General features: G+C 32.4%; 15 protein-coding genes. 10 read left to right on the top strand and 5 right to left on the bottom strand.

Annotation, left to right across the window (positions count from 1 at the left end; genetic code table 11):
- Positions 1 to 16 precede the first annotated feature (16 nt).
- Positions 17 to 766 carry a polyphosphate--glucose phosphotransferase gene (ppgK, locus tag Q0945_RS01460; RefSeq protein WP_299430039.1) on the bottom strand — a complete coding sequence of 250 codons (750 nt, stop codon included), beginning with the start codon at positions 764 to 766 and terminating at the stop codon, positions 17 to 19.
- 161 nt (positions 767 to 927) lie between these two features.
- Complete coding sequence (locus tag Q0945_RS01455; RefSeq protein WP_299430037.1) at positions 928 to 1,617, bottom strand: ATP-binding cassette domain-containing protein; 690 nt, start codon at positions 1,615 to 1,617, stop codon at positions 928 to 930.
- Between the two features lie 187 nt (positions 1,618 to 1,804).
- On the opposite strand from Q0945_RS01455, the gene Q0945_RS01450 reads away from it, so the two are divergent.
- The 3 genes from Q0945_RS01450 to Q0945_RS01440 all read left to right on the top strand — a co-directional run bounded on the left by Q0945_RS01450 (position 1,805) and on the right by Q0945_RS01440 (position 7,834).
- Positions 1,805 to 4,822, top strand: a complete 3,018-nt coding sequence (locus Q0945_RS01450) for a tetratricopeptide repeat protein (RefSeq protein WP_299430035.1) — start codon at positions 1,805 to 1,807, stop codon at positions 4,820 to 4,822.
- Positions 4,823 to 4,867: 45 nt separating this feature from the next.
- On the top strand, positions 4,868 to 6,628 hold the full coding sequence (locus Q0945_RS01445; RefSeq protein WP_299430033.1) for a TonB-dependent receptor: 1,761 nt from the start codon (positions 4,868 to 4,870) through the stop codon (positions 6,626 to 6,628).
- Between the two features lie 81 nt (positions 6,629 to 6,709).
- Positions 6,710 to 7,834, top strand: coding sequence for an OmpA family protein (locus Q0945_RS01440; protein ID WP_299430031.1), 1,125 nt, complete (start codon positions 6,710 to 6,712; stop codon positions 7,832 to 7,834).
- A 49-nt stretch (positions 7,835 to 7,883) separates the two neighbouring features.
- Here the strand turns inward: Q0945_RS01440 and Q0945_RS01435 are convergent, their stop codons facing one another.
- On the bottom strand, positions 7,884 to 9,521 hold the full coding sequence (locus Q0945_RS01435) for an ABC-F family ATP-binding cassette domain-containing protein (protein ID WP_299430029.1): 1,638 nt from the start codon (positions 9,519 to 9,521) through the stop codon (positions 7,884 to 7,886).
- 163 nt (positions 9,522 to 9,684) lie between these two features.
- Here Q0945_RS01435 and Q0945_RS01430 point away from each other — a divergent pair, with 163 nt between their 5' ends.
- Positions 9,685 to 10,101 carry a hypothetical protein gene (locus Q0945_RS01430; protein ID WP_299430027.1) on the top strand — a complete coding sequence of 139 codons (417 nt, stop codon included), beginning with the start codon at positions 9,685 to 9,687 and terminating at the stop codon, positions 10,099 to 10,101.
- Between the two features lie 71 nt (positions 10,102 to 10,172).
- Here the strand turns inward: Q0945_RS01430 and Q0945_RS01425 are convergent, their stop codons facing one another.
- A complete protein-coding gene (locus Q0945_RS01425; protein WP_299430025.1) occupies positions 10,173 to 10,712 on the bottom strand; it encodes a DUF2911 domain-containing protein in 540 nt (179 codons plus the stop codon).
- A 244-nt stretch (positions 10,713 to 10,956) separates the two neighbouring features.
- Between Q0945_RS01425 and asnB the strand changes: the two genes are divergently transcribed.
- From asnB to Q0945_RS01410, 3 genes are all read left to right on the top strand, one after another.
- Positions 10,957 to 12,621 carry an asparagine synthase B gene (asnB, locus tag Q0945_RS01420; protein ID WP_299430023.1) on the top strand — a complete coding sequence of 555 codons (1,665 nt, stop codon included), beginning with the start codon at positions 10,957 to 10,959 and terminating at the stop codon, positions 12,619 to 12,621.
- Positions 12,622 to 13,036: 415 nt separating this feature from the next.
- Positions 13,037 to 14,977: a DNA topoisomerase (ATP-hydrolyzing) subunit B gene (gene gyrB, locus Q0945_RS01415; protein ID WP_299430021.1), complete on the top strand. Its 1,941-nt coding sequence runs from the start codon at positions 13,037 to 13,039 to the stop codon at positions 14,975 to 14,977.
- A gap of 71 nt (positions 14,978 to 15,048) precedes the next feature.
- Positions 15,049 to 16,053 (top strand): DUF6588 family protein, encoded by a 1,005-nt coding sequence (locus Q0945_RS01410; protein WP_299430019.1) that lies wholly within the window; start codon positions 15,049 to 15,051, stop codon positions 16,051 to 16,053.
- A gap of 59 nt (positions 16,054 to 16,112) precedes the next feature.
- Here Q0945_RS01410 and Q0945_RS01405 read toward each other — a convergent pair whose 3' ends face one another.
- Positions 16,113 to 16,493 (bottom strand): hypothetical protein, encoded by a 381-nt coding sequence (locus tag Q0945_RS01405; protein ID WP_299430017.1) that lies wholly within the window; start codon positions 16,491 to 16,493, stop codon positions 16,113 to 16,115.
- 250 nt (positions 16,494 to 16,743) lie between these two features.
- Between Q0945_RS01405 and Q0945_RS01400 the strand changes: the two genes are divergently transcribed.
- From Q0945_RS01400 to secDF, 3 genes are all read left to right on the top strand, one after another.
- Complete coding sequence (locus Q0945_RS01400; protein WP_299430015.1) at positions 16,744 to 17,670, top strand: malate dehydrogenase; 927 nt, start codon at positions 16,744 to 16,746, stop codon at positions 17,668 to 17,670.
- Between the two features lie 137 nt (positions 17,671 to 17,807).
- Positions 17,808 to 18,431: a hypothetical protein gene (locus Q0945_RS01395; protein WP_299430013.1), complete on the top strand. Its 624-nt coding sequence runs from the start codon at positions 17,808 to 17,810 to the stop codon at positions 18,429 to 18,431.
- Between the two features lie 112 nt (positions 18,432 to 18,543).
- Positions 18,544 to 21,540 (top strand): protein translocase subunit SecDF, encoded by a 2,997-nt coding sequence (secDF, locus tag Q0945_RS01390; RefSeq protein WP_299430011.1) that lies wholly within the window; start codon positions 18,544 to 18,546, stop codon positions 21,538 to 21,540.
- Positions 21,541 to 21,564 lie beyond the last annotated feature (24 nt).

Raw genomic sequence — 21,564 nt, 5'->3', positions numbered from 1 at the left:
AAGCTTTTTTTGTTTTTTAATCTTTTGGAGCTTGGTGCAGCGCAGCTGCAGCAGCACCTATAATACCAGCATTATTTTTTAATTCTGCAGGTATAACAGGAGTATCAATAGTTATTTGTTTGCTAAAATTTTTAAAATCTTTAGAAACTCCGCCACCTAATATAATCAAGTCTGGACATGTAATTATTTCAACATACTCTAAAAAGGTATTAAAACGTTTCCCCCATTTTTTATAGGATAGGTCTTCGCGGTCTTTGGCAGAACCTGCGGCCCATTGTTCAATTTTTTTATATTTTTTATATGGTATTTGCCCTAATTCAAAATTTGGAATTAGTTCTCCGTTTAAAAACATACCACTTCCCAATCCTGTTCCAATAGTAATCATAACTACAAGGCCGTCTTTGCCTTTTCCTGTTCCATAATTCATGGTAGCATAACCAGCAGCATCTGCATCGTTAATTACCGTAACAGGAAGTTTAGTAACTTCACTAAATAGTTCGTGTACATTTAAATTTAACCAAGATTTATGTAAGTTTCCAGTAGATTTACATACTCCGTGTTTAATAATTGTAGGAAACCCAACACCTACAGGTCCTTTGTATTTAAAATGCTCTGCAATCTTTTTTATTATTACTGCCATTTCTTTAGGCTTTCTGTCGGGAGGTGTAGGTATTCTAAAACGCTCCGTAGTCATTTCGCCAGTTATTGTATCTACTAGAGCTCCTTTCATTCCAGAGCCACCTATATCTATTCCTAAAACTTCCATCAATACTTTATTGTTTAACTACCAAAATAACGAAAAGAAATGTAAAAAGATTGTTTGACTAATTTAAATTGAGTGAATTTGGCTTTTAGCTCTTTGTTAAAAAAACACCTTTTTGATGTCGGGTTTTACTTGAAAAAGTTTTTCTTCTTACCATCAACCATCTAAACAGCTCTTTGTACCACTTCAAATACTTTATTGGCGTCACATTTTAATGTTTTAGCGGGGTATTTTAGTATTAAAGCATAGTCATGAGTTGCCATAAGTATGGTTCTGCCAGCTTTATTTATTTCTTGTAAAACTTTCATTACTTCAACACTAGTTTGTGGGTCAAGATTACCAGTAGGCTCATCGGCAATAATAAGTTCGGGGTCATTAAGTAAAGCACGAGCAATAGCAATACGTTGTTGTTCGCCACCAGAAAGTTCATGAGGAAATTTAAATCCTTTGGTTTTCATGCCTACTTTGTCTAAAACCTTTTCTATTTGGTTATTCATTTTAGTAGCATCTTTCCAGCCTGTAGCTTTTAAGACAAAAAGTAGATTTTTATTAATATTGCGATCTGGTAAAAGTTTAAAATCTTGGAATACAACACCTAGTTTTCTTCTTAAATACGGAATGTCTTTTTCTTTAAGTGTTTTTAAATCGAAATTTACAATTTTCCCGGAGCCTTGTTTTAGAGGTAAATCGCCATAAAGTGTTTTCATAAAACTACTTTTGCCACTACCAGTTTTTCCTATTAAGTAAACAAATTCTCCTTTTTGTACATGTAAACTAACCTCATTAAGTACTAAGCTATCTTTTTGAAATATTGCTACATCTTTAAGTTCTAGCACAGTTGTATTCTCTTCCATATTCAAGTATTGTTAATATAAAAGTAATAAGTTCTAAAGGATTAGCTAGTACGCTTTTTTAAAAATCTTTTTCTTTAATTAGTTTTGATTTAAGTTTTAGTAAAAATTTAAGACTTATCCACCTTTTAATTTATACTTCGGAACAATATTTGTCGTTGTATATTTTAGTTAATAGTTAGAGAACGCTATGTTTAAAAAAAGTACTACAATACTTCCCATACTTATGGGAATGGTTTATTTTGGGAGTGCCCAAGAAACAACAATATACACACACCAAGATAAACAATACCAAGATGCTTTAACGCTTTATAATAATGAGCAGTACCAAGCAGCGCAAACTGTATTTGAAAAAGTAGCGGTTTCTACTACCGATGAGGAAGTTGCAGCTAATAGTGCATATTATGCGGCAAACGCTGCGGTTAGGTTAAACCAATTAGGTGCAGATCGCCTTATGGAAGATTTTGTGGAAAATTACCCAACTTCTACCAAAAGAAACTCTGCTTATGCAGATGTGGCTGAGTATTATTTTGAAACAGGGAAATATCCGTATGCGCTAAAGTGGTATAATAAAGTAAATCAGGGCGCTCTTTCTAGAAAAGAGATGGATAAGTTTAACTTTAATTATGGGTATGCTTTATTTTCTTCAAAGAAAACTAAAGAAGCAGAAAAATACCTATCACAAGTAACTTCTTCTCCGGTTTATGGTTCGCAAGCTAAATATTATTTAGGCTATATATCATACCAACAAGATGATTATGAAGCAGCAAACGAACGTTTTGACCAAATAACAGATCAAAAGGTTTTAGAAGAAAAATTGTCGTACTACCAAGCAGATATGAATTTTAAGCTTGGGAAATTTGAAGAAGCTATAGCTTTAGCAAAAAAACAATTACCTAAAGCAGATCGCAGAGAAATATCAGAATTAAATAAAATAATAGGAGAAAGTTATTTTAATTTAAAGCAATATCAAAATGCAGTTCCTTATTTAGAGGAGTACAAAGGAAAAAAAGGTAAATGGAATAATACAGATTACTATTTATTAGGCTACGCATATTATAAGCAGCAAGATTTTGCGAATGCCATTCAGCAGTTTAATAAAATAATTGGAGGTACTAATAGTGTTTCTCAAAACGCTTACTACCATTTAGCAGAGTGCTATTTAAAATTAGAAAAGAAACAAGAGGCGTTAAATGCATTTAGGAACGCTTCGCAAATGGATTTTTCTCTAGAAATACAGAAAGACGCTTATTTAAATTATGCTCGTTTAAGTTATGAGGTTGGTAACGCCTATGAGCCAGTACCACAAGTAATAACAAATTACTTAAAGCAATACCCTAATGATGCGCATACCGAAGAAATGCAAGAGCTTTTGGTAGATTCTTATATAACTTCTAAGAATTTTTCTGGGGCAATGGAGTTATTAGAAAAAAATAAAAACTATGCTAGTAAAACTACCTATCAAAAAGTTGCTTTTTATAGAGGAGTAGAGTTGTTTGTTGATGGGAATTATGGAAATGCATCTGAGGTTTTTTCAAAATCTTTGGCAAGTGCAGAAGATGCTAGTTTTAAAGCAAGAGCAAGTTATTGGAAAGCAGAGTCTGATTATCTTTTAAATAATTTTGATGCCGCTCTAGCAGGGTTTACGGCTTTTAAACAAAGTCCTAATGCTTCTTTGTTAGAGGAGAATAAGGATGTTGATTATAATTTAGCTTACACGTATTTTAAAAAGAAAGAGTATGTAAATGCGGTTTCTTATTTTGATAGTTTTACAAAACAAGGAACTACAGATACTCAGAAACTTAATGATGCTTATTTACGTTTAGGAGATAGTTATTTTGTTACCAGAAAATATTGGCCAGCAATAGAAACTTATAATAAGTCTTTAGCATTAAATGGTCTTGAAAAAGATTATGCTGCTTACCAAAAAGCAATGAGTTATGGTTTTGTAGATCGCAAAGCAAAAAAGATAGATGGGTTAAATAGTTTTGTTTCTACCTACTCTAAATCCACCCTTAGAGATGATGCTTTATTTGAACTTGGGAACACCTACATAGCAGAAGGGCAAGAAAGTAAAGGTCTTAATGCTTATAATAGATTGGTTACAGATTTTAGAGGAAGCTCTTTAGTTCCTCAGGCTTTAATGCGTCAAGGCTTAGTACATTATAATGCAAGTAGAAATGAGCAAGCTTTGGATAAGTTTAAAACAGTAGTAAGAGATTTTCCAAAAACGCAAGAAGCAATACAGGCAGTAGCAACCGCAAAATTGGTATATGTAGATTTAGGGAAAGTTAATGAATATGCTGCTTGGGTAAAAGATTTAGATTTTGTAGAGGTAACAGATGCAGAGTTAGATAATGCAAGTTATGAGTCAGCAGATAAACAAAATTTAGAAGGCAATAAAGATGCCGCTATAAAAGGATATGTTAATTATATAAAGCAATTTCCAAATGGATTGCATAGTATACCTGCTAATTTTAATTTAGCGCAATTATATTTTGGAAAAGGTCAAAAAGAAAAGGCATTACCATACTACCAATATGTAGCAGATACAGGCACTAGTGAATATTCTGAGCAAGCTTTAACACGTGTATGCGAAGTATATATTGCAGATAAAAACTATAGCAAAGCTCTACCGTACTTAAAGCGTTTAGAAACAGTTGCAAATATTCAACAAAACAGAACATTTGCGCAGTCTAATTTAATGAAAGGCTATTATCAGAAAAAAGACTACAGCAATACTATTTCTTATGCGGAAAAGGTACTAGCAACAGCAAGTATTGATGATAGAATTAAAAGTGATGCTCAAATAATGATAGCGCGTTCTGCTATAAAAACTAACGATGCTTCTAGAGCAAAAGAGGCATACACTAAGGTTTTAAGAATAGCGTCTGGAGAAACAGCTGCGGAAGCTTTGTATTATGATGCTTACTTTAAATACCAAGATAATAATTATGAAGATTCTAACATAGCGGTACAAAAATTAGCAAAAGACTATTCTAGTTATAAAGAATGGGGAGGTAAAGGCTTGGTTATAATGGCCAAGAATTTTTATGCTTTAAATGATGCTTACCAAGCAACTTATATTTTAGAAAGTGTAATTACCAATTTTAGTCAATATCCAGATTTAGTTGCAGAAGCAAAAGGAGAATTGTCTATCATAAAGGCAAAAGAAGCACAAAGTAATTCATCTGTAAATCCTAATTAATAGATTTTAATAGTATCCCGTTTTTTTGGGAAAAAAGAACCATATATGCATAAGTACATAAAATTTACACTTATTACCTTTTTAGGGTGTATTCAAATAGGAATAGCGCAAGAAACAGAGGAGGACGATTTAGGGACAGAAACAGTTACGGTAACTAAAGCGTATTCGCCAACAGTTTCTGATGCTTTTAAAATTAAATCATCGCCAAGTATAAATGACTCTATAGAGTTGCAAAAAAAGCCTATAAACTATAGCATTTTTTCAGTTCCTGTAGCTTCTACTTTTACACCAGCAAAAGGGAAAGCATCTAAAGTAAAAAAACTTCCGCCTCCAGTGTTATATAATTCTTATGCATCTGTTGGTGTTGGTAATTATGGTAATGCTACAGCAGATTTTTATACTAGTAGAGCTTTGAATAGGGATGAGAGGTTAGATATAGGTTTTAATCATATTTCATCTAGAGGAGATTTAGATGGTGTGGTTTTAAGTAATATATTTTCGGACTCTAAATTAGATGCTTCTTATTCTAAAAGGGATAGAGATATGGATTGGGGAGCAGATGTAGCTTTACAACACCAACTTTATAATTGGTATGGTTTACCAACTACAATTACAGATCCAGCTATTATAGGATCTATAGACGAGCGCCAAAATTATTATATGGGAGAAGCGGGAGCGCACATAAATGTAGAAGATGCAATTTTTACAAATGCAGATATTGCCTATAGAAGGTTTTGGGATGCTATTAAATCTGGAGAGAATAGAGTAGTTTTTAATGCAGGAGTTTCTTTTCCTGTAAATGATGAAACTGTAGATATTGGATTTAATGTAGATTATGTTAATGGTAATTTTAAAAATAGTGACGTAAACAGCGCTGCTAATCTAGTAGGAATAGAATACCGAAATATTCAAGCAAGTATTAATCCAAGTTTAACCATGTTGCGTGATGATTTATCTTTACGGTTAGGAGTAAACTTAGTATATGGTTTAAATGCTGATGCAGATACTAGCGATAGTAATTTTTATATATATCCGGCAGTAACTGCTTCCTATCGTTTGTTAGGAGAAAATGCTATTGCTTATGGAGGAATAGTAGGAGAGTTAAAACAAAATTCTTATTATGATTTTGTAGAAGAAAACCCATACATTTCTCCAACAATTACTATTGCGCCAACAGATAAACAGTACAATGCGTATTTGGGTTTAAAAGGACAATTGTTACCTAACTTAAGCTATAATGTAAAAGCATTTTACAGTGCAGAAAACAAGAGTCCTTTGTTTAAATTAAACCCAGAAAATGATTTTAGAGACGATGAAAAAGGATATTACTACGGTAATTCTTTTGAAGTTTTTTATGATGATATAAAAACACTTGGGTTTTTTGCAGAATTAAATGTAGATGTAAATAGAAATTTTACATTAGGTGTTAATGCAGAGTTTTTAGATTATTCTACAGAAACAGAAAACCCAGCATGGAATCTACCAACAACAAAAGCTTCGGTGTTTTTAGATTACCAAATAGGAAAAAAATGGTTTACTAGAGCCAATTTGTTTTATGTAGGAGAGCGTGAAGATTATTCTTCAAGAGTAGTACAAAATATACCACAGAGGGATTATCCAGCAACTTTAATTAACTTAGAGAGTTATTTTGATGTTAATTTGCAAGTAGGTTATAGGTACACAGACCAGTGGTCTTTTTTTATAAAAGGAGCTAATTTAACCAATTCAGATTACCAAAACTGGGCAAATTTTCCAGTACAGGGAATACAGGTGTTAGGCGGAGCAACCTATAAATTTGATTTTTAATTACTTCAAAATTAAAAGTATATACTATTTTGCTCTGGATATCGTTAATGAATTATGTAAGTAAAAACTTACAGATATTTTATGCAAAATGTTTTTCAACTTTTAATTGCTTTTGTAGGATTACAGCTTTATACTGTTAATGCTCAAAATTTAATTTCAAACCCTAGCTTTGAAAAGTTTAGTATTTGCCCAGATGAGCATGGTAATGTAGCTGAAGATGTTGGGAGCTGGAGTAAAGCCACAGAAGGAACTTCAGATTATTTTAATACATGTAGTTCTAAAATGGGAGTACCCAATAATTTTAATGGCTGCCAAACAGCTGCTTTTGGTTCTGCTTATGCTGGAGCATATTTTTTAGCACCTAATAATTATAGAGAGTATATACAAGGAAAGTTAATAAAGACTTTAGAAAAAGGAAAACGTTATGGTATAAGTTTTTATATAAGTCTTTCTGAAAAATCTAAGTATGCAATTGGAGATATTGGGGTTTTATTATCTGCCAAGCAAATGAATATAAAGAGTACTAAGGTGATTAAAAGGCCTTCTCTGAAAAATGAAAAAAATAACAGCTTTAATTATGAAGAAATAAAGAAACCTTCTTTTTTTAAAGATAAAAAAGGTTGGACAGAAGTTTATACAGAAATAACAGCTTCTGGCACTGAGAATTTTTTGATAATTGGAAATTTTAAGGATAATAGAGATACAAAAACCTTACAAGCAGAGGGGACAAAAAATGCTTCTTACTATTATATTGATATGGTTTCTGTGCTGCCAATAGAAACTAGTTCCTATGAAAATTTAAAAGTAGATAGGGTATATGCATTTAAAAAAGTTCATTTTCCTGTAGATGATTACGGATTAGATGTTGTTTCAAAAACCGATTTAAAATCGCTTTACAAGCATCTTAAGAAAAATCCTGAAATGTTTATTTCTATACATGCGCACACAGATAATGATGGTAATTTATCCTATAATAAAAGTTTGTCTAACAAAAGAGCAAAATCTGTTGCTAATTATTTAATAGCTTTAGGGGTAAAACAAAGCCGTATACAATGGTACGGCTATGGAGAAAATAAACCAGCAGTAGCTAATAAGTCTTTAGTTGGGAAACAAAAGAATAGAAGAGCAGAGTTTATTTTATCCGAAAAAAGATTTATACCAAAAAGCAGAAACAATTATGCAGAAACCCTATTTGAAGACGATTAGCTGTTTAATTGACAATCAAGATATAAGTGTTCTGAAATTTTTAACTAGCTTATTTACTTAGATCCATTTCTTTTATGCTTTCAATTTTATTTCTAATTAGGAAAGCATCAATAGTTTCAAAATGTTCTATGACTCTTTTTTCTTTAAACTCAAATACTTTTTTAGATAATCCTTGGAGAAAATCACGATCGTGAGAAACTAATATTAAGGTTCCGTCGAACTCTAATAAAGCATCTTTTAAAACATCTTTAGATTTTAAATCTAAATGGTTTGTAGGTTCATCTAATATTAAAACATTTACAGGTTCTAATAAAAGTTTTACCATTGCTAATCTGGTTTTTTCTCCTCCTGATAGTACACTAACTTTTTTGTCAATTGCATCACCACTAAACATAAACTTGCCAAGTACATTTTTTATTTGGTTTCTTATATCACCTTTAGCAACTTCATCTACAGTTTGGAAAACGGTAAGCTCTGGGTCTAATAAAGATGCTTGGTTTTGGGCAAAATAGCCAACCTTAGCATTGTGCCCTAAAGTACAGTTGCCCTCAAAATCTATTTGTCCCATAATGGCTTTAATCATGGTAGATTTTCCTTCTCCGTTTCTACCAACAAAAGAAACTTTTTCTCCTCTAGCAATACTTAGATTAGCATTTTTAAAAACTATATGGTCGTCATATTTTTTAGAAAGGTCTATTGCGGTAACAGGGTAATCTCCAGAACGCGGTGCAGGAGGAAAACGAAGCCTTAGGGAGCTATTATCAACTTCATCAATCTCAATTATTTTTAGTTTTTCTAGCATGCGTTCTCTAGAAGAAACTTGATTGGTTTTAGAATAAGTGCCTTTAAAACGGTCTATAAAAGCTTGGTTGTTTGCTATGAATTTTTGTTGTTCTTGGTAGGCTTTAATTTGGTGGCTTCTACGATCTTCTCTTAATTGTAAGTAGTGCGAGTAGTTTGCTTTATAATCGTAAATTTTACCCATAGTTATTTCTACGGTACGGTTTGTAATATTATCTATAAAAGCACGGTCATGAGATATTACAACTACAGCTTTGGCTTTATTAAGTAAAAAATCTTCTAGCCATAGAACAGATTCTATATCTACGTGGTTAGTAGGCTCATCTAAAAGTATTAAATCTGGTTTTTGTAATAGTATTTTTACTAGTTCAATACGCATGCGCCAACCGCCACTAAACTCGCTTGTAGGTCTTTTAAAGTCTTTACGTTTAAAACCTAATCCTGCTAAAGCTTTTTCTACTTCGGCTTCGTAATTAATATCTTCTAAGGCATAGTATTTCTCACCTAAATCAGACACTTTTTGAATAAGTTTCATATACTCCTCAGACTCATAATCTGTACGGGTTTCTAAAGCTTTGTTTATTTCTTCAATTTCATCGCGCATAGCAAAAATATGTTCAAAAGCTTTAGATGCCTCTTCTAAAACGGTGCAATTATCTTCGGTAAGTAAGTGTTGCGGTAAGTATGCAATAACAGCATCTTTAGGGCATCTAATATTACCTCTTGTTGGCTTTTGCATGCCTGCTATAATTTTCATTAGAGTAGATTTTCCGGCTCCATTTTTACCCATTAGGGCAATTTTATCTTGCTCATTTATAACAAAAGAAACATCGCTAAATAAGCTTTCTCCACCAAATTCTACGGCAACACCATCTACTGAAATCATAGTTGTTTTTTAAGAGAGCAAAACTAACAAAAACTATAGCATTTTTAGAGGTTAAATTACATTCTTAGATATTTAATTTTATAAAAGATTGATATAATAAATAGCTTTTTTATAATTAAAAAAGCTCCTGAGCGTTATAATTGTTGTAATATAAATTAGAAGAATGAAAAAGATAGTATTTGTGTTCGCTGCTTTTTTAAGCGGTTTTACAGTAATAGTAGCATCACCAATTATAAATAGTGAAGCTACAGAATGTGCTGTGTTAAATATTAATATAGAAGATTCTTTAGAAGGAGCTTGGTTACTTAACGTTAAGGGAGCTTCTAAATCTTATGCAGAAGGGCAGTTAATTATTGCTAAAGTTAAAGGAGAGTATGTAGTAAAACTTAATGTAGAAGCTGGTTCTCTTTATGCAGAAAATATAGTCATTAATAATGATGAAATTTCATTTCAAATAGTTATAAATAAAGAGAAGGTTTCTTTTTCTCTTTCAGTTACTAACCATAGAATTTCTGGCACAAGTAATTCTTCTTCTGGTGCCCATAAAGTAGAAGGAGTTAAGGAAGTTTTATTACAGTAATAATAAGTAAAAAATAAAAGCATAAAAAAACAAGGTATCTACCTTGTTTTTTTATGCTTTTATTTGTAACGTTATAATGACACAGGAACTGTAACTCGGGTAGTATCCCAACCCATTACTAATGATACTCCATTTTCTTCTTCCTTGAAGCTTATAGAAAAAGCATCTAAGGTTTCTTTTGCAATAGATGCGTTTACATTAACGCGCAATACGTCATCAGCTTTTTCGTAAGTATAAGCGCCCCATTGGTTTAATTTGCTATTAAGGATAATGGTCCATTCTTTTTCTCCAGGGATTGTAAATAAAGCATACGTTCCAGCTTTAATATCGTTACCAGCTATTTTAACATCTTTATAAAAAGTAATTTCAGAAGCTTCATTTGCTCCAGTACGCCATATTTCTCCTGCAGGAGCAAGTTGCGCTATGGATCTTCCTTTTAATTGTGGGCGACTATAGATTACACGTACCACTTTTTCAGAAATTTTATAGCTAGTAGGAAAAGTAGCCATATCCATAGGGCTTCTATCTAAATCGTTAAATTTTTGAGCGTTTGTGCTGGTAGTAAATGCTAGTGAAAGCACTAGAGTAAAAAGTACAAGTAAGTTTTTCATGATAAAGATTGTTTAATATAAATTCAAATCTAATGAGTTCTAGATGTAATGAGACATAAAAAGTCGTTAAAGTTTTTATAACTTACAAAATGTAGGGATTCTAGGAATAAAGTAGTTAGTAAGTGATATATTTTAATTTATTTGGTTATTTTAAGTTTAAATATGTAATTAATTAACTTATTTATGTTTTCTAATTGAAAGTTAATGCGCATCTTTGTTTAAGAATTGATATAATCATAATAATATGTGTGGAATTGTATGTGCGTTTGATGTAAAGGAAAGCACAGAGGTTTTAAGACCTCAGTTGTTAGAAATGTCTAAAAAGATTAGGCATAGAGGGCCAGATTGGAGTGGAATATATGCGGATGAAAAGGCAATCTTAGCTCATGAAAGATTAGCTATTGTAGATCCAGCTTCAGGAACTCAGCCTTTGTTTAGTGAAGATAAAAAATTAGTATTAGCTGCTAATGGTGAAATTTATAACCATAGAGAGTTAAGAAAACAATTTGATGGTACTTATAATTTTCAAACAGAGTCTGATTGTGAAGTAATATTAGCTCTATACCAAGAAAAAGGAGCTAGTTTTATTGATGAATTGAACGGTATTTTTGGATTCGCTATTTACGACACAGAGAATGATTCATATTTTGTAGCAAGAGACCATATGGGGATTATTCCTTTATATATGGGATGGGATAAAAACGGCACTTTTTATGTGGCGTCAGAGTTAAAAGCTTTGGAAAGTACTTGTACTAAAATTGAATTATTTCCTCCAGGACATTATTTAGATAGTAAAGACGGAGAAATTAAGCAGTGGTATACTAGAGATTGGATGGAGTATGATGCAGTTAAGGATAACGAAACTAGTATTCAGGAAGTAAAAGAAGCTTTAGAAGCAGCAGTGCATAGACAATTAATGTCTGATGTTCCTTATGGTGTTTTATTATCAGGAGGTTTAGATTCTTCTGTAACATCTGCAGTTGCTAAAAAATATGCGCAAAAGAGAGTAGAATCTGGAGACACTAAAGATGCCTGGTGGCCACAATTACACTCCTTTTCTGTTGGTTTAGAAGGTTCTCCAGATTTAGCAGCAGCACAAAAAGTAGCAGACCATATTGGTACCGTACACCACGAAATTAAGTTTACTATACAAGAAGGTTTAGATGCTATTAAAGATGTTATTTATAACATAGAAACGTATGATATTACTACAATTCGTTCTTCTACACCAATGTATTTAATGGCAAGAGTTATTAAGTCTATGGGTATAAAAATGGTATTGTCTGGTGAAGGAGCAGATGAGATTTTTGGAGGATATTTATATTTTCATAAAGCACCAAATGCGCAAGAGTTTCATGAAGAGACTGTGCGTAAATTAGATAAATTACATATGTACGATTGTTTAAGAGCTAACAAGAGTTTAGCTGCTTGGGGAATTGAAGGGCGTGTGCCATTTTTAGATAAAGAATTTATGGATGTTGCCATGCGTATAAACCCAAAAGATAAAATGATTAATGGGGAGCGTATGGAGAAATGGGTAGTTCGTAAGGCATTTGAAGATATGATACCTGAAAGTGTAGCATGGAGACAAAAAGAACAATTTAGCGATGGTGTTGGGTATAGTTGGATTGATACCTTAAAAGAATTGGTAGAAAACGAAATAACAGATGAGCAGATTGAAAATGCAGCTTTTCGTTTTCCAATAAACACACCTTTAAATAAAGAAGAGTACTACTATAGAACTATTTTTGAAGGACATTTTCCGAGTGACGCTGCGGCATTAAGCGTACCGCAAGAAGCAAGTGTAGCTTGTAGTACTGCAACAGCTTTAGAGTGGGATGAGGCATTTAAAAACATGAATGACCCTTCTGGTAGAGCAATAGCCAATGTACATGATGAGGCGTATTAACAATTAATTAGTAATTATACATTAACAATAATTCTGTTTGTCTATTCGAAAGAATAGTCTCAGTTTTTTTTATTTTAATTAGTCCTTAAGAAGCGCCCAATTGGGTGCTTCTTTTGTTATAAGAAGTAACTTATAGTTTCTATATGCGTGTAAATATCTTTTACTAAAAAAGGAAGTTAATTTAAAAGGTTTTTTAGCGACTTTTACTATTTTAGTTATTCTGTGTTTTCTTTTTCTTTTTTGTTAAATCGTATTTAAGATACTTTTAAGGCTTTTTTATGAACTTTTGCTAAGCTTAGGTAAATTGTTGATAACTATTTAATATTGGCTTAAAATCATTTAAAAAAGACATATCCTTTATTTTATCTTTGTTAAGTTGCTATTGCAATAAGTTTAAATTAGGAATAAAATTAATATGAGCGAAGAAGCAAAAAAGAATAATTATTCGGCGGACAGTATTCAGGCCTTAGAGGGTATGGAGCACGTACGTATGCGTCCATCTATGTATATTGGAGATGTTGGGGTTAGAGGATTACATCATTTAGTATATGAAGTAGTAGATAACTCCATTGATGAAGCTATGGGAGGGCATTGTGACGAAATTAGCGTTACTATAAATGAAGATAATTCTATTACAACAAAAGATAATGGTAGAGGTATTCCTGTAGGTTTACATAAAAAAGAAGGAGTATCTGCTTTAGAGGTTGTAATGACCAAAATTGGAGCAGGTGGTAAGTTTGATAAGGATTCTTATAAAGTATCTGGTGGTTTACACGGTGTAGGTGTATCTTGTGTAAATGCCTTATCTAATGATTTAAAAGCTACTGTTTATAGAGAAGGTGTAATTTGGGAGCAAGAATATAAAAGAGGAAAAGCCCAATACCCAGTAAAAAGAATTGGAGAAACAGAGGAGAGGGGTACAGTTGTTACTTTTAAACCAGACGATTCAATTTTTACACAAACTACAGAGTATAATTACGAGACGCTTGCAAATAGAATGCGAGAATTGGCCTTTTTGAATAAGGGAATAACTATTACTATTACAGATAAAAGAAATAAGGACGATAAAGGAGAGTTTATTTCCGAAACTTTTCATTCTACAGAAGGTCTTAAAGAATTTGTTAAGTTTTTAGACGGTACTAGAGAAGCATTAATCCAGAATGTAATTTCTATGGAAGGGGAAAAAAACAATATCCCTGTAGAAGTTGCCATGATTTATAATACATCCTATACAGAGAACCTGCATTCCTATGTAAATAATATTAATACACACGAAGGAGGTACGCATTTATCTGGTTTTAGAAGAGGGCTTACTAGTACTTTAAAAAAGTATGCCGAAGCTTCTGGTATGTTAGATAAGTTGAAGTTTGAAATTCAAGGGGATGACTTTAGAGAAGGGTTAACTGCAATTGTATCTGTAAAAGTAGCAGAACCGCAGTTTGAAGGACAAACTAAAACAAAATTGGGTAATCGTGAGGTTTCTTCAGCGGTGAGCCAAGCAGTTTCAGAAATGCTTACCAATTACTTAGAAGAAAACCCAGATGAAGCTAAAACAATTATTCAAAAGGTAATTTTAGCGGCAACGGCACGTCATGCAGCAACAAAGGCTCGTGAGATGGTACAGCGAAAAACAGTAATGAGTATTGGAGGCTTGCCAGGAAAATTATCCGATTGTTCAGAGCAGGATCCTGCACAATGTGAAGTGTTCTTAGTAGAGGGAGATTCGGCAGGTGGTACTGCTAAGCAAGGAAGAGATAGAATGTTTCAAGCAATATTGCCATTGCGTGGAAAAATATTAAACGTTGAAAAGGCAATGCCGCACCGTGTTTTTGAAAACGAAGAAATAAAAAATATATATACTGCTTTAGGTGTTACTATTGGTACAGAAGAAGATAGTAAAGCCTTAAACTTATCAAAATTAAGATACCATAAAGTAGTTATTATGTGTGATGCCGATGTAGATGGTAGCCATATTGAAACTTTAATACTAACCTTCTTTTTCCGTTATATGCGTGAATTAATAGAAGGAGGTCATGTTTATATTGCTACGCCACCATTATATTTAGTTAAAAAAGGAGCTAAAAAACGTTATGCTTGGACTGATGAAGAGCGAGATGAAATTGCAGAAAGTTTTAACGGTAGTGTAGGAATACAACGTTATAAGGGTCTTGGAGAAATGAATGCAGAACAATTATGGGATACAACAATGAACCCAGAATTTAGAACATTACGTCAAATTACTATAGATAATGCAACAGAAACAGATAGAGTTTTCTCTATGTTAATGGGAGATGAAGTTCCTCCTAGAAGAGAATTTATTGAGAAAAATGCTGTTTATGCTAACATTGATGTATAAGAATAGCTACTTACACAACAAAAACTCGCCTCAAAAGGGCGAGTTTTTTAGTTTTAGGGAAAATTTTAATTATGAAAAATATACTTTTTTTAATCGCATTAGTATCTAGTTTGCACATAATGGCGCAATCTAATGCTAACGATTTATTTGCAGCAGGGGTAAACGATGCAGAAAAATTTACAAATGCATATGTAACTCCAATGTCTGAAGGCTTGCTTTATAGTATGTCTAATGGATGGTATAATTCAGGAAAAGCAAAACCACTTGGAGGTTTTGAAATTTCTATAATAGGGAATATGGCTTCTTTTAAAAATAAAGAAGATAAAAAAGGATTTGAGTTAAATACAGCAGATTATGAAAATTTGCAATTTCAAGATGGTAGTATTGTAAAAACAGTAGCTACTGCTCTTGGTGATATAGATGGGGTTGGTGTATATGTAGATGGTCCTTTAGCGGGTAATATAGATCGTCAAGATTTTGAGTTACCAACAGGCTTGTCGTCAGAAAATATAAATTTTGTGCCTTCAGCTTTTGTGCAGGTAAGTTTAGGTTTAATAAAAGGCACAGAAATTAAAGCAAGGTTTTTGCCAAAGATTAATACTGATGAAGCTAAATTAGGTTTTTATGGTGTTGGTTTGCAACATGAATTTACTAGTCTATTACCAGCAGAAAAAATTTGGCCTATAGCTATTTCAGGAGTAATTGGCTATACCCATTTAAATGGTTCTTATGATTTTACAGAACAGGGGGTAATAGCAGGAGATGATCAAAGATTAGATGCAAAAATGAATACCTGGGTTTTTCAAGCTATAGTGTCTACTAAATTACCAATAATTAACTTTTATGGTGGTCTAGGTTATGTAACCGGAAAATCTGAAATAGATGTACTAGGTACTTATAGTGGAGGTTTATTAGCTGGTAGTGTAACAGACCCTTTTTCTATTAATAATAAAATAAGCGGCGTAACTGGGAATATTGGAGCAAAATTAAAACTAGGATTTTTTAGATTACATGCAGATTATACACTTGCAGAATTTAACACCCTATCTATGGGTATTAATTTTGGATTTAGATAAAAATGAAAAAGGAGCTTTTAAAAAAAAGCTCCTTTTTTAATCACCGTTTTATGTTTTTTTTATTCTCTCAGCGCAATTAAATCGCCATTCTGATCTTGTAAAAGAATACCTTCTGGACTTTTGTCTACAATTACAAAAACATCATTAGTTTTATCTGGTAATCCAGGATAAGAAACAGTGTAAATTCCGTTTTCCTGAGTCCACTTAAAATCCGTTTTCATAGTAATAGAACCATTTTGTAAATCATGATACCTCCCTAAATAAGCATCATTAAATATCCACTCTTGCTTGCTCGTGGTTTGCTTATTACTTTCTTTGTCTGATGATGTACTTGCATTAGACCAAATACCAATTACAGGGTCGTTGTTTTCTTCAATACGAGAACAGTTACTCACTAAGATTATAGCTATAATAGCTAAGAATGAAAATACTTTTTTCATTTTGTAGATATTAGATTTGGGGTTTTCTTAATTTATAACGCCATTTAAGAAAGTTGTATTGCTAAAATTCGACGTATTGCATCAAAATTGTTAGATAATCGATTAAGTGACTTTTTTTTAGGGTTAAAGGTTAGACCACACGTTTATTTTATCGGTCTAAGAGTTAAATTTTGATGGATATCTTCCTTACTTTTCAGGGATAATTCAGTACTTTTGGAATGTAAAAGAAAATTTTAAAAAATATAAGTATATGAAAGTTACCGTAGTAGGGGCAGGTGCCGTTGGGGCAAGTTGTGCAGAGTACATAGCTATTAAAGATTTTGCATCTGAAGTAGTATTATTAGATATTAAAGAAGGCTATGCAGAAGGTAAAGCAATGGATTTAATGCAAACAGCTTCTTTAAACAGTTTTGACACAAAAATTACTGGAGTTACTAATGACTATTCTAAAACTGCAGGTAGTGATATTGCTGTAATTACCTCAGGAATTCCTAGAAAACCAGGAATGACTCGTGAAGAGTTAATAGGTATTAATGCAGGAATTGTAAAAACAGTTTCTTCTAGTTTAATAGAGCATTCTCCAAATGTAATATTAATAGTGGTTAGTAATCCTATGGATACTATGACCTATTTAGTACACAAAACAACAGACTTACCTAAAAACCGTATTATTGGTATGGGGGGAGCTTTAGATAGTGCACGTTTTAAGTATAGATTGGCAGAGGCTATGGAAGCTCCTATTTCTGATATAGACGGAATGGTAATTGGTGGTCATAGTGATAAAGGAATGGTTCCTTTAACATCGCATGCTACAAGAAACAGTATTAAAGTTTCTGAGTTTTTATCTGAGGAAAGATTAGAGCAAGTTGCTGCAGATACTAAAGTAGGTGGTGCAACATTAACTGGACTTTTAGGAACAAGTGCTTGGTATGCTCCAGGTGCAGCAGTTTCTGGTTTAGTACAAGCAATTGCATGTGACCAAAAGAAAATGTTCCCTTGTTCTACATATTTAGAAGGAGAATATGGTTTAAATGATATTTGTATTGGTGTTCCTGTAATTTTAGGAAAAGACGGTATTGAGCGTATCGTAGATGTTCCTTTAAGTGATGCAGAAAAAGCGAAAATGCAAGAAAGTGCTGCTGGTGTTACTAAAACTAACGGTCTTTTAGAGTTGTAGTTTACATACTATAAATCTATAGGAAAGCCTTTATAGTTATGCTATAAAGGCTTTCTTTTTATAAGAGGATAGCGGTCAGAAACATATATTGTAAAAAATATACTGCCTAGTATAATCTTTCTTTTTATATTTGCCGCATGAATGCAAAATGGTGCGTAAGTACTTTAATTATTATTCTAGCCGTATTTGGGCTAAGTCAAGAGCAAACAAAAGCTTCTAATCAGCAAATTTTATTAGAATTTACAGATGTAGAATTAGCTTCAGATACTGTTCATGATGAGGTTTTGGCCACCATTACTAAAAAGCTGCAGGCGTTAGGCGTAGATACTATTGAAATAATAGAAAACGGCGAGGCGCAATTAAGTATACGTTACTATAGCGCTATTGATGCAGATAGTGTAAAAGAATTTCTTTCTGTAGGCAGTAAACTTGCTGTAAAGAATAAAGATTTAGATAAGTTTCCTCTAGATTTTCCAATAGATGAACTTCCAGAAAGTTATAATTTAGTAGTTTCAGACCTTCATCAGCACGTTAAAAAAGGTCAAAATTTAAATGGAAAGTATGCTTTTATAGTAAAGCAAGATTTAAATACATTATCTAGACTAGTAGTTTTACCTTCTAAAAACACAGTCGTTTTTAAACAAGAGGCAGTTGTAGAGGCAGCATTTAGGATTAACAAGAATATTGCAATTGCAAAATACAACACTTCACAAATAATTCCAGAAGTAAGGGCAGGACCTTATGTAAATGGAAATAGTTAATTCCATTAAAAGAATATTACTAGAGAATGTAATTACTTTATATAAGAGTAATTTACTTTAGGCTATAAATTTCATACAATCATAATCAACATAAATTAAATAAATTTTTAAAATGCAAAACAAAGGACTTATAAAGCTTTTTGCTTTATTATTTGGGTTAGTAAGTATTTACCAGCTTTCCTATACTTTTATTACAAGTAAAGTAGAGAAGGAGGCACAGGTTTTTGCTGCCAGCCGTATTTCAGAATCAGAAGCGGATCATATTTCTAAAAGAGAAACATTAGCAGCAAGCTATTTAGATTCTATAGGTGGTAATAGTGTTTTTGGTTATACTAATTATAACGAAGCAAAAAAGAAAGAATTAAATAAAGGGTTAGACCTTAAAGGTGGTATTAATGTTACCCTTCAGATCTCGGTAAAAGATATCTTAAAAGGACTTGCAAATAATACTAAAAACCCTGTTTTTAACAAAGCGTTAGCAGATGCAGATGCTTTATCTAAAGATAGTGATGATACGTATGTAGAGTTATTTTTTGAAGCTTTTGATAAAATTAAAGGGGAAACTAAATTAGCTTCTCCAGATATTTTTGCAAATAAAGCGCTTAGCGAAGAAGTTAACTTTCAAATGTCTGATGATGCAGTTAAGCCAGTAATCAGAAAAAAAATAGACGAATCTATTGTTTCTGCTTTCGAAGTATTAAGAGAGCGTATTGATGGTTTTGGTGTTACGCAACCAAACATACAAAGAGAAGGAAATTCTGGTCGTATTTTGGTAGAACTTCCTGGGGCAAGAGATATAGCTAGAGCGCAAAGCTTATTATCTAGTACTGCACAATTAGAGTTCTGGGAAACGTACAAACAAGGAAACCCAAGTTTTAATAATTTTTTAATTTCTGCTAATGAGAAATTAAAAACTATAGTAGATATTAAAAAACCAGAACCAGAGGTTATAGAGTCAGAAATAGATTCATTATTATCTGATGTAGCTGCAGACTCTTTAGATTTAGCAAGCCAGGTAAATCCTTTATACGATTTATTAATTCCTGCTAATCCAGGAACAAATGCAATGTTTAGAGCTGCAATTAAAGATACTGCACAATTAGGGGCGTATTTAAGAATGCCAGAAATTAGACGTTTATTACCTGCAGATATTCAGTTTACAAAATTTGTATGGGAACGTCCTACTAGTGAAGAAGTTGAGGTTATAGATTTATATGCATTAAAATCTAACAGAGACGCTACGCCAAGAATAAGTGGCGATGTAGTTAGTGATGCTAGAGATGATTTTGACCAATTTAACAAGCCTGCAGTTTCTATGACCATGAACACTAAAGGTGCTAAATTATGGGAAAAGTTAACAGGAGATGCATATAACAATCAAACAGGTATTGCAATTGTTCTAGATAATAAAGTGTATACCGCTCCTGGAGTTTCTACAGGACCAATTACAGGTGGGCGTTCAGAAATTACAGGTAACTTTACAATTAACGAAACTAAAGATATTTCTAATGTATTACGAGCTGGTAAATTACCTGCATCTGCAGAAATTATTCAATCAGAAATTGTTGGGCCATCTTTAGGACAAGAAGCTATAGATAGCGGTTTTATGTCTTTCTTAATAGCAATGGCAATTGTTTTATTATGGATGATAGCTTATTATGGTAAAGCTGGTGCATTTGCAGATATTGCTTTATTATTAAACATATTATTAATTTTTGGAGTACTTACAAGCTTAAATGCTGTTCTTACTTTACCTGGTATTGCAGGTATCGTATTAACCATAGGTATGTCTGTGGATGCTAACGTACTTATCTTTGAGCGTATTAAAGAAGAGTTAGCAAAAGGGAAAGGAAAATCACAAGCCGTTTCAGATGGTTTTGGTAATGCATTATCTTCTATTTTAGATGCTAACATTACTACTGGTCTTACAGCAATAATCTTATTTGTTTTTGGTTCTGGTCCAATTAAAGGATTTGCAACTACATTATTAATAGGTATTCTTACTTCTTTATTTACTGCAATATTTATTACTAGATTATTAGTAGATTGGTACCTAAGTGGCAAGGGAAGAACACTAGATTTTTCTACAGGAGCAACGAAAAACCTGTTTAAAAATATTAGTATTAACTTCTTAGGAAAAAGAAAAATTGCTTACGTAATTTCTGCAATATTAGTAGGTGTAGGTTTATTTTCATTATTCTTTGGAGCAGGATTACAACAGGGTGTCGATTTTGTTGGTGGACGTTCGTATCAAGTACGTTTTGAGCAGCAGGTAAATCCTTCAGAAATAGCATCAGAGCTAAATACTGTATTTGGTAGTGGTACTAATGTTAAAACTTATGGAGAATCAAATCAAATAAAAATTACAACACCTTATAAAGTAGATGTTGAAGGTATTGAAGTAGATACTGAAATTCAAGAAAAATTATTTACTGCATTACAAAAATATTTACCAGATGGGATTTCACAACAAGATTTTAATGTTGGTAGTAATGAGGCATCTATAGGTATTTTACAATCCATAAAGGTAGGTCCTACTATTGCAGATGATATTAAGAATAATGCATTCTTAGCAATTTTAGGTTCATTAGCAGTTGTATTTTTATATATCTTAATACGTTTTCGTAAGTGGCAATTCTCTTTAGGGGCAGTTGTAGCCGTTTTCCATGATGTATTAATAGTATTAGGTATCTTCTCTTTATTAGGAAAAGTAATGCCTTTTAATATGGAAATAGACCAAGCATTTATTGCGGCAATACTTACGGTTATTGGGTATTCTTTAAATGATACCGTTGTAGTATTTGACCGTATTAGAGAAATAATAGCGGAAAGAGGTTGGAACAAAGGAGAAAATGTAAACTCTGCTATTAATAGTACGTTAGGTAGAACCTTAAATACGTCTTTAACTACTTTAGTGGTATTATTAGCAATATTTATCTTTGGAGGAGAATCTTTAAGAGGGTTTATGTTTGCAATGATTATTGGTGTTATTGTGGGAACATACTCTTCAGTATTTATTGCAACTCCTGTTATGTTTGATACCTTGAAGAAAAAAATACTTTCAGGTAAAGCAGATACTATTATAAAGGATAGTAAAGAAAAAGAATAGTATATTTTTATAACTATGAAAAGG

The sequence above is a fragment of the uncultured Maribacter sp. genome (genome assembly GCF_947500405.1).
In the GTDB taxonomy this organism is placed as follows: domain Bacteria; phylum Bacteroidota; class Bacteroidia; order Flavobacteriales; family Flavobacteriaceae; genus Maribacter_B.
This window is presented reverse-complemented; position numbering and strand designations above follow the sequence as displayed.

Bases quoted from the DNA above. Each gene is read 5' to 3' on its own strand.
- ppgK (WP_299430039.1), bottom strand. From the start codon at position 766: ATGGAAGTTTTAGGAATAGATATAGGTGGCTCTGGAATGAAAGGAGCT.
- Q0945_RS01455 (WP_299430037.1), bottom strand. From the start codon at position 1,617: ATGGAAGAGAATACAACTGTGCTAGAACTTAAAGATGTAGCAATATTT.
- Q0945_RS01450 (WP_299430035.1), top strand. From the start codon at position 1,805: ATGTTTAAAAAAAGTACTACAATACTTCCCATACTTATGGGAATGGTT.
- Q0945_RS01445 (WP_299430033.1), top strand. From the start codon at position 4,868: ATGCATAAGTACATAAAATTTACACTTATTACCTTTTTAGGGTGTATT.
- Q0945_RS01440 (WP_299430031.1), top strand. From the start codon at position 6,710: ATGCAAAATGTTTTTCAACTTTTAATTGCTTTTGTAGGATTACAGCTT.
- Q0945_RS01435 (WP_299430029.1), bottom strand. From the start codon at position 9,521: ATGATTTCAGTAGATGGTGTTGCCGTAGAATTTGGTGGAGAAAGCTTA.
- Q0945_RS01430 (WP_299430027.1), top strand. From the start codon at position 9,685: ATGAAAAAGATAGTATTTGTGTTCGCTGCTTTTTTAAGCGGTTTTACA.
- Q0945_RS01425 (WP_299430025.1), bottom strand. From the start codon at position 10,712: ATGAAAAACTTACTTGTACTTTTTACTCTAGTGCTTTCACTAGCATTT.
- asnB (WP_299430023.1), top strand. From the start codon at position 10,957: ATGTGTGGAATTGTATGTGCGTTTGATGTAAAGGAAAGCACAGAGGTT.
- gyrB (WP_299430021.1), top strand. From the start codon at position 13,037: ATGAGCGAAGAAGCAAAAAAGAATAATTATTCGGCGGACAGTATTCAG.
- Q0945_RS01410 (WP_299430019.1), top strand. From the start codon at position 15,049: ATGAAAAATATACTTTTTTTAATCGCATTAGTATCTAGTTTGCACATA.
- Q0945_RS01405 (WP_299430017.1), bottom strand. From the start codon at position 16,493: ATGAAAAAAGTATTTTCATTCTTAGCTATTATAGCTATAATCTTAGTG.
- Q0945_RS01400 (WP_299430015.1), top strand. From the start codon at position 16,744: ATGAAAGTTACCGTAGTAGGGGCAGGTGCCGTTGGGGCAAGTTGTGCA.
- Q0945_RS01395 (WP_299430013.1), top strand. From the start codon at position 17,808: ATGAATGCAAAATGGTGCGTAAGTACTTTAATTATTATTCTAGCCGTA.
- secDF (WP_299430011.1), top strand. From the start codon at position 18,544: ATGCAAAACAAAGGACTTATAAAGCTTTTTGCTTTATTATTTGGGTTA.